The sequence below is a fragment of the Belliella buryatensis genome, assembly GCF_900188245.1.
Classification (GTDB): domain Bacteria; phylum Bacteroidota; class Bacteroidia; order Cytophagales; family Cyclobacteriaceae; genus Belliella; species Belliella buryatensis.
In genome coordinates, this window is sequence record NZ_FZOK01000022.1 from 16,750 (window position 1) to 33,213 (window position 16,464).

A 16,464-nucleotide genomic window follows, 5' to 3' on the forward strand; every position below is an offset into this window, starting at 1 on the left:
TATCCAAAATCAGGATCTAAAAAATAAGAAAAAATGAAAAAGAAATATATCATAGGTATGCTGATGGGTTTACTGATGCTCTCAGTACTACCGGGAGAGGCTCAGCAATTGCCACAGTTCAGCCAATACATTTTCAATGGACTGCATATCAACCCAGCGTATGCGGGATATAAGAATGAGGGCTATATTCAGACGACTTATAGAAGTCAGTGGGTCAATTTTCCGGGAGCGCCAAGGACGATGTCCTTGACGGCTGATTTGAGTGCCAATGAAGGCAGAATGGGTTTTGGGGTATCTTATGTGAGAGACAGGATAGGATTGACAGAGAGCAATCTGGCCATGTTAACCTATGCCTACCGGATCAATACTGGTGACAGAGGCAGGTTGTCCTTGGGCATCAGTGGTGGGATATCTGAATATGCTTTCGATCCTTCGGACATCATCACGGTGAATCCAGATGATCCTACCTTGCCAGTGAGTAGGGTAGCGGCTACGGCACCGAATATGAATACGGGAGTTTTTTACCATACGGACAGGTTTTATGCAGGTATTTCTGCCTTCAACATGATAGGAAGACAAGCCTTGCTTAGAGAAGATATAGCTGTTGCATTTCATGATTTTCATTATTACCTGACCTTTGGCGGGATGGTAGATTTGAGCGACAATGTTCAATTGAAACCATCAGTATTGGTGAAGCATGTGAAGGGTTCTCCTACAAGCTATGATTTGAATGCGATGTTTTTGTTGATGGACAGAGTGTGGCTAGGAGGTTCTTACAGGTCTAATGTAAGGGTTTTTGAAGACCAGTTACAAGAGAATCTGAGCAAGCGCAATGCGGTTGCTTTGGTCATGGAATATTTTATTACGCCAGGCTTAAGACTAGGATATGCCTATGATTACAACCTGAATGCGCTGAATAGCTTCAGGAACGAGTCACACGAGATATCCTTAGGGGTATATCTAAGAAGTAAAAGAGAGATTGTTAATAATCCTAGATGGTTCTGATAATGAAAAAGCAATTAAAAAAGATCTTACTGGGTACAATGTTGGTACTGGTATCTGGCGGGCTTTTAGCCCAAAGAAATATGCTCAGATATGCGGATATAGAATATGATCTGAAGCGTTTTGAACATGCGGGATCACAGTATGCAGAGGCATTCAATATCAAGCAGACTTACTATGCTTCTAAGCGAGCAGCGGAGAGTTATACTTTTATCAGAAGTTATCAAAAAGCTTTTGAATGGTGGGGCAAGACGGTGAAGTTTGCTGAATCAGATAGAGAGGATTATTTGAACTATGCCAGAGCAGCCGTTCAGGCAGGGCAGTCCCTTACTGATCTAGGTATTACCCTGACTGAAGCGGAACGAAGCAAAGTGTATGGCGGAGAGAGCGTAGCCGAAGACGAGACGATAGCATTCCGAGCAGTGGATAAGTATAACAGTTCGGGAACAGATTATGGTTTGCGTTCTGATAGGGAAGGTAGAAATTACTTTGTCTCTGACAGGAATCTGAATGAAGAGACTCAGAAAAAACCTATCCGATTGGATGCTAGAAAGCGATTCTCTGGAGATGACCGCTACAGGATGAATGATAGAGGTTTTCATCAGATACTGATGGAAGGAGAAGAAGGTATAGTACAGGTATCTACAGAGCTTGAAGGGGTTTATCACCTGAGCAGCCCTGCTTTTTATGAAAATGGGGATGTTCAGCAAGCAATATTTACAGCAGTCTTGAGAGATGACAAGGGCAGAAGAACCAGGAGACATGAAGTGCATCCAGGTTTATACAGTGCTACAGTTGAGGCAGATGGGAGTTTTGGTAAGGTAAGAGCTTTTCCATTCAATAAGCTATCAGAATATGGGGTAATGCATGGAGTGGTTTATAATGAGAGGCTGTATTTCAGTTCAGATATGCCTGGAGGTTATGGAGGATATGATTTGTATTATACAGAGATTTTGGGAGATAGTTATGGTCCAGCGATCAACTTAGGTTCTAAGGTGAATGGAGCTGGAGATGAGGTTTTTCCATATTTATATGAAGGCAAGCTGTATTTTTCATCTGATAGGACTTCAGGCTTGGGAGGCTTGGATATTTACAGCATAGATGCTGAGCTATCGGGTCAAGCTGTGAATATGGGTAAGCCATACAATACGGCTCAGGATGACTTTGCCTATTATGTGGATGCAAATGGCTTGCAGTATCTAAGTTCAGACAGAGGGATGTCTGAGAGTAGGGATGATATTTACAGTTTAGCGTTCTTACGTGATCTTTACAGGCTTCGGGTGTTTGCAGAATCTGGTGAGCGCTTGGATGGCATGGAAGGTTTACAATTGCAGGTGTTGGATGCCAATGGTCAAGAGGTTACTATGGATATTCAAGACGGCAAAATAGGCAGGTTGAAGGAAGGAGCATATATAGTAGAGATTCGAAAGAAAGGATATTTCCCTGCCAGGGTACCATTGACTGCTTTGGCAGCTGACGGAACCAAGAAGGAGTTGGACTATACCTTGGTACCGATACCTTACGGCAAGATGCTAGCCATTGATACGGTTTATTATGATTTTGATAAATACAATATTAGGCCAGATGCGGCAGAGGTATTGGATAGGGCTTCCGCTGTTTTGGGAGCTTATCCTGAGTTCAATTTGAACATCACTTCGCATACGGATGCTAGAGCTTCTAATGCTTACAATGAGCGCTTGTCCCAAAACAGGAGCAATTCAGCAGCAACTTACCTGAAGGGGACTGGCGTAGCGGGAGAAAGATTGAGTACGGCTTGGAAAGGAGAGCAGGAGCCTGTGAATCCATGTGTAGATGGAGTAGATTGTCCAGAATCCATGCATGATCGTAATAGGAGGAGTATTTTGAGTTTGGAGCTATATCCAGATCTTGATGGTGATTACTCACTTCCGGGAGGCTTATCTTATGTGAAAAGTACGGAAGAACTAATGGAAGCTATAACAGCGATGGTGCGAGAGAAACAGGCTTCTTTACTTCCAGTGGTACTGGCAGAGGATATGGTGTATTATGACTTAGATAAGTACGAGATCAGGTCTGATGCAGCTAAGGTGCTCAGAGATGCGGAAGTGCTGCTCAAGAAGTATCCGTTTTTGAAGTTGGAGATAGCTTCGCATACGGATTCAAGACAGACCTTACTTTATAATGACAGGTTGAGCAAGAACAGGTCTATGGCGGTGTTTTTCCACCTCAGGAACAAGGGGGTTGCTGGATCCAGGATGGGTGTCAGCTGGTATAGTGAGACCAAATTGGCCACCTCTTGTCCTGATGGGGTTGACTGTACTGAGGAGCAGCATCAGCTGAACAGAAGATCTGTATTGAAGTTGAAGGTAGATAGGTCAGATGTAGATAAGCTTCCTGCTGAATTGAGATCAGGCAAGTTATTGAACTTTGCCGAAATGGTAAAGTAGGTATTAATATGACTATTGAAATCTTAGTTTGTGGCTTATATATAAAATAGTTGTTGGTTTAAAAGATTATCAGAATCATGTTGGAAATGTAGATAGTCTTGAACACTATCAGACAGGCCCTTTCTATAGAAAGGGTTTGTCTTTATTTAAACATGCAATACAATGAATCTAACAGTAGAAGAAATCAAAACTAAAATAGCAGAAGGTAATTGGTTTAAAAACCCTGATTTGGATAGCTTGCTATTGGCACAAAAACTTGGCGCAGATGAAGATGAATTGATTGCCTATATTAAAAAAGAGACGGGTATGCATCTAAAAGAATTTCTAAATGAAATTAGGATGGATTTATTGATATCCTTGTTGGACAAAACCATCATTTTTGAAAAACCTGGCTATTACTATAAGTATTCTGGGTTTAAATCCAGAACTCCATTTGAAAGGCATTTCAAAGCTAAAACAGGGATGACGGTACAGCAATATATTCTGGAGATCAGAGAAAAGAATAAAGTATGTTTAGAGTTTTAATTTCAAATAATGAATAGGATGGAAAGTAAAGTAGATATAGAATCGATAATTTTTAAATTAAATGTTGCAATGGATTTTAATTGGTTATATAAAGATCCTGAATTAGACCTTACAAAGTTAGCAGCACATTTGGGTGTGAGTTATAGTGTTTTGTCCAAGGTTATCAAAAGTTATTATGGCCTAGGTTTCAGAGCTTACATCAATCAGCTAAGAATTGATAAATTATTAGAGATTATAAGTAGTTTCAATACAATTTTATCAATCGAGCAAAGTATGAAAATTTCAGGTTTTAAATCTAGGGTTACTTTTTTTAATGCATTTAAGTCCAGAACTGGAATGAGTTTTACCATCTATTGGAAAGCAAATAACCTACCCAAGAAAAATGAGTTACCCATTTTTTATGCGGTTGATGATCAGACTTGAAAATTATTTCTAATACTGATTGGATTTGGTTACATTTTTTTGGCTTTTGATTTACCTTTTTCTTGTGGTTTTGATAAAATAGGAATGATTTGCATGAATTAGGAATTGTAAGCTTTTGATTTCCTGTACTTTGGGGGAAAAATTATTTCTAAATATTATGTTGAAAGTGAAAATATCAAAAATATTAACTTTTTTAGTCCTAGTGTCTGTTTTTTATGCCAATGGCATAGCTATGGGAACTTCCAGTCTAATCGGTGATATTGAATTAAAAATAAAACCAGCTAGCAATTCTGAAGGGTTTTTGGTAATGGAAAAACAGGATTGGGAAAGTTTTAAAATTAGGTTAGAGAATGATTTATCTCAATTTTCTAAAAAACAAGATAGCCTAAATAGAATTATTCGACAACAATCAGATTCATTAATGCGCTGGAAAACGATCAGAACTGTCGAACCTATAGTGGAAAGTTCGAGTAGACAATCCAATGTATTTCCATGGACACTTTGTATTATTTTAGTTATTCTTGGTCTGATTGCCTTGAGCTATATTTTTAATGCAAATAATAAAATCCATGATACCAAAGAAAGGTATCAAAATCTAGAAGACCAATATGAGTCATCCAAAAGGCATTGGATAGACAAAGAAAGACAGTTCAAAAGAATGCTGATTGATTTGAATAATAGGATAGAAGAGCTTGAGCAAGATTCTACAGAATAACCTTCACCTTAAATGATTATCCGAATTCATATCATTGACTATTTTATGAATCTGTTTACATTGATTCTTGACTATATGATTTAGATTATCAAGTATTAATAGCATATATCTTGACTAGTAAGTAAACAGGCTCGTATGTCAATTTATACGCAAAATATCTCTTATCATTAGCCTTTCTAATCAAAAGCTTTATCAGCAATATGTAATTGTTTTGATGGCTTTGGGGCTATTAATTTTATTGATTATACTACAATGGTGGCGAAACAAACACAAACTTGAAGTCAAGGAGAAGCAAAAACAAGAATTGAAGAGAAAACATCTGAAGGAAGTTTTGGAAAGTAAAGATAAGGAGTTAACCGCCCAAGCAGCCCAGGTTATACAAATGCAACAGCAATTGGAAGTGGCTAAAGAAAAAGTAGCAAATATACTCTATGAAGGTTCAACAGAACAAAATAAAGTGGATAGAATTGACGCTGTTTTGAATAAAAGCTCGCTTTCTGAAGTGAAAAATAGTTTTGACCTCCGATTGACATCTAATAACGAGGTTTTTTTTAAAACCCTGCTAAAAAACTATCCTGAACTTACCCCTTCAGAACTTAAATTATGTGCTTATTTGAGATTAAATCTCCCCACGAAGGATCTCGCTGAGATTTTGAATAGAAGTGTTGGAACAATCGAGTCTTCAAGAACCAATATCAGGAAAAAATTGAACCTACAACCGCAAGAAAATCTAGTTACTCATTTATTATCATTAGCAAGTCAAGAATAAAATCCAAAGTAATGTTTAACTGCTTTATCGTTTAGAGGGGAGACTCCGTCATATTTACAAATTCCTTCCTTTAGCCTTTGACCTTTTTCCTGAAGTCACACAAAGACCCCTAAGAAACCCGAAGAGCACGAAAGAAATGTTAAGCGTTAAACGTTCAAAGAAGAGGCTTCGTCATATTCGCGAATTCCACCCTTTTGCCTTTCTCCTTTAACCTTTCCCCTAAATTACCGCCACCCATCTACTATTCGGGGCAAATAAGCTAGGATATTTAAAAATAGTAGTAATTAAAAAAGGCAAGCCCAATAGGCTTACCTTTAAAACTAGGGGAATGCACAAAACACTTTTTAAGTTTTTACCATGAAACTCTGTTATTTATAATATGCAAAACCAACGAACCCCTAGTATTTAAGAATGAATCTTAAATAAAATGTGAAACATAAACTCCCTCAAATTTGACTGATTTTAGCTTACTTCCAAATCAAAAATAGTCTAAGTTAGAATTCAGTCATATTAAGTAAATCAAACGTGTTGTCTTTGCCTCAAAATAAAAAAACTCTTTCGAGTTTGATACCCGAAAGAGCCCTATCACCCGTCATAATCCCGTATGAATTAGACTTATTGCTAATATCTTATTTTATTTTTATTTTGAAAATGTAAATTCTATTCAAGTATATAAAAAGTGATATTAAGTAAATCAAAATCGATTAATCAGTGTCATTGAATTGTTTTCCAATATCAGAAAGAGCCAAGTCTTTATATTGCTTTGGTGACATACCTGTTTCTTTTTGAAAAGCTGTATAGAAAGTACTTCTGCTTTTGAATCCACAAGCATACATGACATCCGTTAGATTGAGATTAATATCTTTATAAGACTCTTGGATGAGCTTTTGAGCTTCCATAACCCTGAGGTGGTTGATGTAAGTATTAAAGTTTTTACTGGTTTCCTGTTGGATCGCTTGAGAGACGTATTTGCTATTGCTCTTTACTTGTTGTGCGAGGCTGTTTAAGTTGAAATCAGCATCTTTATAGGCTTCTTCTTGGATAAGTAGATGGTTGATTTGTTCAAAAAGTTGTTCAAATTGATCTGAATTTTTATTAGGAATAATTTTCTCATCAATTTGTTTTTTGATAGATGATCTGTTGTTTTTATATGTAGCAAGTATTTCTAAATTTTTCAAATATAAGGCTTTAATTTTCATGGCTCTAGACCTGTAAAATGCGACTAATACAGCTGTAGCTATTAAAATTAAGCAGAATAAAATTATTAAAAATCTTATGCTTTGTTCGGAGCTTTTTATTTGAAGGTTGGCATTCTCTAATTCTTTTTGCTTTATCGTTGTTTCATATTTTACAGTCAATTCTTCGATTCTAGCTTGTTTTTCCTGATCAAATATTTCTTTTTCTAGTTTTTCGGCCTCCAGTAACAGCAGATATGCATTTTCAAACTTACCCATATTGGCCAGTATCTCGGACTTATTTTGAAGCAAAGAAACCTTTTCTAAAGGAAGATCCATGAGATCGATTTGTTGTAGCCCACTATCTGTCATAGCCAGTCCAAGATCATATTTCCCCCAATCTTTGGCATTGAACCCCATATTCAAATAATTGAGTAGTTTGCCATAAGCGATGTTTTTTTGCTGGCATATTACAAGAGATTGAAGGTAGTACTCGTGTGCTTTTGGGTAATTTTTGAGTTTGGTGTAGACATTACCTATGTTGAGTAGGTTTTGAGCGAGTTTAAGCGAGTCTTGCAGGACTTTTGAAAGTTCCATCCCTTTTATATAAAACTCGATAGCCAATTCATCTTCCTGCATTCTCTCGTAGGTTGTCCCAATATTGGAATAAGTTTTCGCTATCAGCGAAGTATCCATCATGGTTTCTGCGGTACTCACTGCCTTTAGGTAATAATTGATGGATTTCTTGTAGTCTTTGTTGGAATTGTATAGTCTTCCTAGATCGCTATAAATCCCAGTCAAGTTTTTTTGATCTTTTTGTTTTTCAAAAACTGGTAAGGCTTTCAAGTAATAGGATAAAGCAGTTTCAAAATTACTTTTATCTTGCTCAGCTAGTCCAAAGTAATATTGCGATAAAGCCAATTCTGATTCGCTTAAATCATAGTGTTTTAACTCTTCTAAGGTAGCAATGACTTCCTTGCTCTTTATTTGCCTGTTATAGATATAGGCAAGTTTGAGTAGTAAGTTGATTTTAGTTTGCTTTTTTAGTTTCTTATTGTGTTGAACGTAGATCACTTTCAATATTTCGGCATCTTCTTCCTTAGGTAAAGTCTGGTCTATCTCAAATTCTTCTAAAAATAACTCCAGGTCTTTTGTAGCCAGATTTTTTTTAATCATGGGGAATTGTTCTTGGAGTATAGAGATAGAGCTGTCACTTAAATTGAATAAGTCCATGTTTTCTAATTCAAATGTGACTGTTTCTTGGTTTTGATAGGCAAAACTGACGTTAACAATCGGTGGAATCAAAAAGTAGAAAATCAGGAGGATGGGTAGAGTCTTTCTAACTATTATTAATTGATTTACTTTAAACCAAATGATTTTTAGCATTTTATCTTGAAATAAAGGAATCATTAATGTAGAAGTTTATCAAATAGGGTAAAGGATAAAATGTGAATAAGGGGTAAATATAAAAGCCTATACTTTTATATCGTCATCTTGAGTAAGATTAATTTATTGTTAAAATTAGATGATTCAGACAGTAAGTTGTTTAACTGCTTAGCTGTTTAATCGTTTAGGGAGGAGGATATTGTAAGTGGAAGGCTTTCTCGTGTAAATGTTAAGTGTTATTCGTTAAGCGTTAAAAAACCAACTTGTGATGTTCATGAGATGCTACTCAGTTTACCAGTTAACCTAATAACCAAAAAATGTTTAATTGCCCCGAAGTCTCGGGGTGGTTAATCGTTTAGGGGAGCGTAGGTTGTAAGTTGATGCTTTGTATTGGGACTGTTAAGTGTTAATCGTTAAAGAAACTTCTCCGTAATATTTACGATACCGTCCTTTCAACTTTTCCCTTTCACCTTTTTCCTAATTTTTTCCCTTTATTCTTCGGGGCAAATATCCTCCATCCCTAATTATTCAAATCAAAACCTTTACGCATGCTAATTTGACAAAGCAGTCAGTGGCTTATAAAATGACGACTTTTTGACTTCACTTTTTATTTACAAAAAAATACGATAAGTGGGTTAATAGGTGTTGGATTCAGAATCTCGAACACGTGCTATTGCCTGTAAATTCGGTTTTTATCAGTTTCGTCATGCTATTATCTGTTTTGCTTTAAGTACAGCTATTAGCAGTGAAAATGAATTAATATTTAACTATTTCTTTATGAAATCTATTATTGGTAGAGGTATTCATGATTTTTGGATGGGGATTATCTTGTTCTTAGGAATGATCATTTCAATAAACTTCCCTACAAATGCAGGAGACAGCTCTTGGACTTATTCTGAATTAATTCCAGACTTATATCATGCGGGTGCCGGTACTACCTTGGATCCCTATGTGATTACTAACTGGAATCATCTTAATAATGTACGTCAGAACCTCAGCGCCCATTTTAAACTGGCTTTTAATCTTGATCAAAATACAGAAGGGTATACAGGAATTGGCGATAGTTGGACGCCGATAGGGGATAATAATTCTCAATTTACAGGTTCATTTGATGGGGCCGGCCATGTCATCTCAAATTTAACTATTAGTTCCCAAACGAATGACAATGTTGGGCTTTTTGGATTTACAAAGGGTACATCAAGCTCAGATCGCGTAACAATTTCAAATTTGGGATTGGTTGGTGCAACTGTGACTGGTCGCAATCAAGTCGGTGCGCTTGTGGGGCAAGCTCTTAACACAACAATAAACAACGCTTCTGCTTCTGGATCAGTAAAAGGAGGAGCCAGCGTTGGTGGATTAATTGGTATAGCACGAACTGTAAATATCTCTGAATCTTACGCCATTGTTGATGTGACGGGCACGGGAATCAATGTCGGTGGTTTGGTCGGTAGGAGTTACGACAAAGGAATGATTACTAGATCGTATGCAACGGGTAATGTCAAAGGGGGGGATCGCGTAGGTGGCTTAGTGGGTGATCAGCAAGAAACACCGATAGACGATTCATATGCAATCGGCAATGTGCATGGAAAAGATCGTGTTGGCGGTCTGGTTGGAAATTCTCACTTCTCTAACGTCACTAATAGCTATGCAACAGGTGTGGCCACAGGCACTACTGTTAACGTGGGGGGGTTGGTTGGAATTTGGAGCTCCGGGTCGCCCAATAAAATTACTGATAGCTACTGGAATAGTAATGCATTACATTCGGCAACAAATGGATTGGGCACTGGTAAAACCCTTGCTGAAATGTATGATTCTGCAACTTACACAGGGTGGAATACATCTATATGGAGTTTCTTTGAAGGACGTGGAGCTACGGTAGAGGGCTATGAAGTTGCGCAAGGCTTGCCGTACTTAACCAACGTCACCCGAGAGCAAGACCGTGTAGGTGATATTTCCACCCTGTTTGATGGCGGCTGGGGTGGTCAAACCGACGGGAATCAGACCGGTGCCGATGGCAGTGCTTATACCATCACTAATGCTTCACAACTGCAAAACATCAACCAAGTCGTCAATGATGGATTTGCATTTGAGCTTTTAAATAATATTGACTTGCAAGATATTAATTGGACACCAATCGGACGTATCTCGTTTTTGGAACCAATGGATTTTAAAGGTTCGTTTGATGGTCGTGGACACACTGTCGACAACTTAACGATTACAAATGCAGCAACACCACGCCAAGGGCTTTTTGGAAGTGCAATTGGAGCAACGATCAAAAATATTGGCGTTACCAATGTGAATATTACAAGCAATCAATTCGCTGTTGGTGGATTGGTTGGCTTCATTTCTGCTGGAACAATCGAAAACGCTTATGTAACAGGAAGTGTGAGGGGATCATACAGTGTGGGTGGCTTAGTAGGTAGTACGTCATCTTCATCTACTGTTTCACAAAGTTATTCCACCGCTAAAGTCGATGGAACCAGTGATGATTCTAGTGGAATTGGTGGACTGGTTGGAAGTTTATCAGGATCAATTAGTAGTAGCTTTGCAACAGGCAATGTAGATGGAAACGGTCCTTCTGTTGGTGGTCTTGTTGGAAGTCTATCATCAGGCTCAATTAGTGCTAGCTATGCGACAGGTGATGTAAATGGTGCAAGCAGAGTTGGTGGCTTGGTTGGGTATTCATTAGGTTCAATCAGTAACAGTTATGCGACAGGCGATGTTGATGGTAGTAGAGAGGTCGGTGGTTTAGTAGGCGAATCTGGGGACTCCACTAGCATTACCAATAGCTATGCCATTGGTGCGGCGACTTCTGAAGTACCTTTTGGTGGTACAGGGGGCTTGGTGGGTGTTCGTCACATCACAGCTACTATTACTAATAGTTACTGGAATAGCGATGCGGCTCATTTAGAGGCTGGTACGCCAGTAATAAGTAGTGTTGGTGTGGGAAAAACCCTCGCGGAACTTTACAATTCAGACACTTTTGCCGCATGGAAGACACAAGATACTCCTTGGAGCTTTGGTGGTGGACGAGGTGCTGCGGCAGAAGGTTATGAAGTTTCAGAAGTACTGCCCTATCTTACCAACGTTACCCGTGCAGAAGACATCGTCACAGGTAATACTTACACCCTCTTTGCAGGCGGTTGGGGTGGTCAAACCGACGGGGATCAGACCGGTGCCGATGGCAGTGCTTATACCATCACTAATGCAACACAACTTCAAAACATTAATCTTGTAGCTAATAGTGGGTTTGATTTTGAGTTGTCGAATAATATCAACCTAAGCGGTGTTACCTGGACGCCGATAGGCAGCAGTTTTGATAAGAAATTTTCAGGTGTTTTTGATGGGGATGGACACACAATATCAAATCTTGAGATTGATAGCACAGGTGTGGGTATAGGATTGTTTGGTTGGACAGATGATGCCACTATAAAAAATGTTGGACTTATTGATGTTAGTGTAAAAGGTGAGGAATTTGTCGGTGGATTGGTAGGTGTTTTGGATAATAGTCGTGTTTACCAAAGCTATTCTGTTGGAGGCAATGTAACGGCTAGTAACCAAGCTGTCGGTGGTTTAGTTGGTCAGGCTGTATCAAGTGAAATTGAGCAATCTTACTCTACTAGTAATGTTGGCAATGAAACGAATAAAGGTGAACGAAGTGGTGGTCTAGTCGGTGTGCTTGGTAATGACAGTAGTGTTAAACAAAGCTACGCTAGTGGCAATGTTTTTGGCTCGATTTCGGTAGGTGGTCTTGTCGGGTTGGCAGTTGGAACTATCGAGCAAAGCTATGCAAACGGCGCTGTAGAAGGTAATGAGAGAGTCGGTAGTTTAGTTGGTTTACTAGATACAGGTCATTCTATTATTGAAAGTTACGCGACAGGAAAAGTGCTAGGTAACGATGATGTCGGTGGTTTAGTTGGGCTTAACGAAGGTATTGTAACAACAAGTTATTTTGACAAAACAATTAACCCTGGTATGGCAGATGAAGCGGAGTATGGTAAAACCACAGCCGAACTTCAATCCCTAGCTACCTTTGAAGCGCAATGGGACATAGTAGCAGATCCAAATGTATTAAAAGGCTACCCAAGATTAACCCATTTTGTAGATGGGATTGATTCACATGTATGGGTGATAGGTACCAAAGAGATTACTCTTACAGGCACATACCAAGGTTTTAGTGGGATTGATAATACCATTACATTGATACTTAGTGAGGCTATTGATGCAACTGAGGTATATATAGGATCTACAGAGATAACAGGTTTCACACAAGATGGAGCCAGTATAACTATCACAGTACCACAAGGCAAAGCTGTAGGTGAACACGATATTCGTATCGTGACGGCTCTGGGAGATTTGATCTACCTTGCAGCTTACACTTCTTCTGACAATGCTGGATTACTCTTTGAAGGTGGTGATGGTACCTCAGGAAATCCATACCAGATTAAAGACTGGACACAGCTCCAAAATATCAATTTGGTTGCAAATCAAGGACATCATTTTTTTCTGAATAATGATTTGAATGAACAAAGTAAAGATTACAATATTCAGGTAAAAGATGGTGAAGTGCTTGCCAATGGCGGTAAGGGTTGGAGACCAATTGGGAGATACGTAGATGACCCGGATATGTCAGTAGCGCTTAACCTCGCTTTTAGTGGAACTTTAGATGGAAACGAAAAGACAATTTCAGGCTTAAGGTTCAATCATGGTAAGGGGCAGAATATTGGACTTTTTGCTGCCATTCATGAGGCAACAGTCAAGAATCTCACCATAAATGATGCGGAATTACAGACTCAAAGCAGTGAAATCAATGAGGAACAGGATCGGAATGTTGCCCTTTTGGCTGCTAATGTTGGGGATTTCGAGCTAGACAATGTTTCGGTCACTGGTAAAATTTCTGTGAACGCTAGCCATGATAAAGAATTAAGATATGTAGGGGGTGTTTTTGCACGAGGACGTGTATCTGGAACAGAAGAAAAACCTCAGGTAATCAAAGATTCTGATTTTAACATAGTTTTTGATATTGTAATCACAGATGATGCTCTTCCTAGCTTAAGAGACTTTGGAGCTATTTCAGCTCGTGCTCCCGTTAGGTTTTGGAATATAAGTAATACCTCAATTTCGGGAGCCATCACGGCCAAAACAGAGGAAGGCGCTAGTTTTAGAGCTGATAGTTTTAGAGATGTTGGATTAATGGTAGGGACAGCGGGTAATGACTGGACTTTAACGAATGTAACCGTTGATGGCAATATTTCAGTAAGTAATTTTGGGAGACTTGATGAAGTTGCCTTATTCTCAGGAAAGGCAGGTAGTCTATGGCAATTGAATGATGTTACAGTAAATGGATATATTCATCTTCATGACATTGGGTCTCTCAATGAGATTTCCATACTTGCAGGAGACCCTGCAAATGAATGGCAGATAGATAACTTAAAGATTGATGGAGAAATAAAGGCTGAGGCCAGTGGTGGGCTACAAAGAGTTGCCCTCGTAGCTGGAAACCCTAGTTTAAGATGGGAAATCGAAAATTCTTCTGTGAAAGGAAATATCGAATTGCAAACTAGCGCTACATCCGCTGAAGCGATACGGAATATATCTTTTATAGCTGGTGATCCAAGTAGTCAATGGAAAATCTCGAATACCCTTATAGAGGGTGATATAAAACTGATAGCTACACAGGGTGGGATGACAGCTATAGGTTTGGTAGCTGGTAATTCTACCAGTAGATGGGAAATCGATGGTTTGACGGTAAAAGGGAATCTTGACCTTGAAGCCAAAGAAAACATTTTCAGAACATCACTTTTTGCAGGTAACCCTTCTGGTGATTGGATAATTAGGAAGTCCAGTCTAGAGGGAAATGCAAAAATGAAATCAACTGATGGGGAAGTTTATTTCGTAGGATTATTGGCTAGTCATCCACTTTCTATTTGGGAAATAGAAAATTTGAATATTCGTGGTGATCTTGATATTTCGGCGCATGGTGATGTCTATGATGTTGGACTGCTAGCAGGTAATGCAAGAGGTGATTGGAATGTGAAAGAGTTATCCACTAAAGGAAATATTTCAATTCAAAATGGAGGCGATGTTTATAGCATAGGGGGACTTATTGGTTTTAGGAATTCGGCTCAAACAGACATGCCGTCTACTTTTGAAAAAGTGTACACAAGTGGAAAATTGAATGTAAATTCAGGAGGACACGTAAGGAATATAGGGGGGCTCTTCGGCTTAATAGAGCAAGAGGATAGAATTAATGATTTACATCCTACGACTCTCAGAAATGCCTATTCCACCATGGATGTCAAAATAGAGGCTTCACAATCAGTTGACGGAACAGGTGGTCTTATTGGCCGTATTTCTGAACCGGAATTTGTGATGTTTGGAACACAAAAACTCACTCTTCTTAATACCTATTATGCAGGCGAAATGATTTTGCCTGATGGAGCTACAGGTAGCGGTGGTGTTGTGGGGATAGTTGCTCAAAATGTCACAGCTGAAATCAATCAGAGTTTCTGGGATGCTGAAAAATCCTTAGGTGATCCAGGTGATAGTAATTATGATGCATTGGGAAAGACTACCGCGGAAATGAAGTCCTTGGCCACCTTTACTTCAGAGCTGGATCCGGATGGTTGGGATTTCGAAAATGTGTGGGCAATCAATCCCACTGGTTGGATTTCTTATCCTTATCTCAAGGCGCTTGATTATGACAGTCCAGGAGAGACGCCAGAGAATAACCCTATACCTGGGCTTGAGCGAAGGCTAGAAAACACCATTGAATTTGACCAGCTTCAAGATGTAGTTTATGGTATAGTTCCATTTGACCCGGGTGCCACCGCTACTTCAGCAGATCAGGTTACTTATACCAGTTCCAACCCAGATGTTGCTGACATTGAAAACAATTTGATTGTCATCAAAGGAGTAGGAGAGACGACCATCACTGCTACACTTGTCAATACTTTTGGGTATTTTGACGCCATACCTGTCTCTCAAGAGTTGAAAGTGCTGCCCAAATCAATAAGTGTAGAGGGAATAGTGGTGGAAAACAAGTTTTATGATGGTACAGCTATCGCAAGTATTTTAGGAACTGCAAACTTAGAGGGTGTGGTAGGTCAAGATGATGTTGCACTTAGCGGTGAACCTGTATTCACTTTTGAACAGGCAAATGCAGGAGAAAACATCAATGTCCTTGTGACAGGCTGGACGCTGACTGGCAAATCAGCGATCAATTATACCCTTAAATTGCCTTCACTTACTGGTACAATTGATAAAGCATCCCTGACGATCACAGCCGATGACAAGCAGAAGACCTATGGAGAGGAAAATCCTGCATTGACCTTCAGTTATACAGGCTTAGTGAACGGAGATACACAAGTAAGCAGTGAGCCAAGTATTTCCACTACGGCAACAGCTGCGTCGAATGTAGGAACGTATCCGATCACGCTAAGCGGCGGATCAGACGACAACTATGAGATCGAACTGAAAGCAGGCACGCTGACGGTAGGCAAAAAATCCCTGACGATCACAGCCGATGACAAGCAGAAGACCTATGGAGAGGAAAATCCTGCATTGACCTTCAGTTATACAGGCTTAGTGAACGGAGATACACAAGTAAGCAGTGAGCCAAGCATCAACACTTCAGCGACAGCAAGTTCCAATGTAGGAACCTATCCGATTACGCTTAGCGGCGGATCAGACGATAACTACGAGATCGAACTGAAAGCAGGCACGCTGACAGTCGGTAAAAAGTCCCTGATGATCACAGCCGATGACAAGCAGAAGACCTATGGAGAGGAAAATCCTGCATTGACCTTCAGTTATACAGGTTTGGTAAATAGCGATACGAAAATAGCCACCGAGCCAAGCATCAGCACAATGACAACAGCAAGCTCGGCAGTAGGAACTTATCCGATTACCTTGACAGGCGGTTCGGATGCGAACTATGACATTACGCTGGTAGCTGGCGAATTGGAAGTAACCAAAGCATCGGTGACGATCACCGCAGATAATAAGGATAAAGTTTATGGTTCAGTGAATCCTCCATTGACT

Annotated in this window: 8 protein-coding genes; 7 read left to right on the plus strand and 1 reads right to left on the minus strand. The window is 39.3% G+C overall.

Annotated elements, in window-relative coordinates; all coding sequences use genetic code 11:
- Positions 1-33: 33 nt before the first annotated feature.
- The 6 genes from CHB66_RS16295 (at position 34) to CHB66_RS16320 (ending at position 5,860) form a co-directional block, all read left to right on the plus strand.
- Entirely contained in the window at positions 34-1,005 is a 972-nt protein-coding gene (locus CHB66_RS16295) for a PorP/SprF family type IX secretion system membrane protein (RefSeq protein WP_089242479.1), read from the plus strand.
- A gap of 2 nt (positions 1,006-1,007) precedes the next feature.
- Complete coding sequence (locus tag CHB66_RS16300) at positions 1,008-3,428, plus strand: OmpA family protein (RefSeq protein WP_170932517.1); 2,421 nt, start codon at positions 1,008-1,010, stop codon at positions 3,426-3,428.
- Between the two features lie 162 nt (positions 3,429-3,590).
- Complete coding sequence (locus tag CHB66_RS16305; RefSeq protein ID WP_089242481.1) at positions 3,591-3,953, plus strand: helix-turn-helix domain-containing protein; 363 nt, start codon at positions 3,591-3,593, stop codon at positions 3,951-3,953.
- 18 nt (positions 3,954-3,971) lie between these two features.
- Entirely contained in the window at positions 3,972-4,376 is a 405-nt protein-coding gene (locus CHB66_RS16310) for a helix-turn-helix domain-containing protein (protein WP_170932518.1), read from the plus strand.
- A 157-nt stretch (positions 4,377-4,533) separates the two neighbouring features.
- The gene (locus CHB66_RS16315; RefSeq protein WP_089242483.1) at positions 4,534-5,091 is read left to right on the plus strand and encodes a hypothetical protein; all 558 of its coding nucleotides are present in this window, start codon (positions 4,534-4,536) and stop codon (positions 5,089-5,091) included.
- Between the two features lie 331 nt (positions 5,092-5,422).
- Positions 5,423-5,860, plus strand: coding sequence for a helix-turn-helix transcriptional regulator (locus tag CHB66_RS16320; RefSeq protein ID WP_170932519.1), 438 nt, complete (start codon positions 5,423-5,425; stop codon positions 5,858-5,860).
- Positions 5,861-6,564: 704 nt separating this feature from the next.
- Here the strand turns inward: CHB66_RS16320 and CHB66_RS16325 are convergent.
- The gene (locus CHB66_RS16325) at positions 6,565-8,445 is read right to left on the minus strand and encodes a tetratricopeptide repeat protein (RefSeq protein ID WP_089242485.1); all 1,881 of its coding nucleotides are present in this window, start codon (positions 8,443-8,445) and stop codon (positions 6,565-6,567) included.
- Between the two features lie 753 nt (positions 8,446-9,198).
- Here CHB66_RS16325 and CHB66_RS16330 point away from each other — a divergent pair.
- Positions 9,199-16,464: MBG domain-containing protein (locus tag CHB66_RS16330; RefSeq protein ID WP_245812779.1), on the plus strand; the 7,266-nt coding region annotated here is incomplete at its 3' end.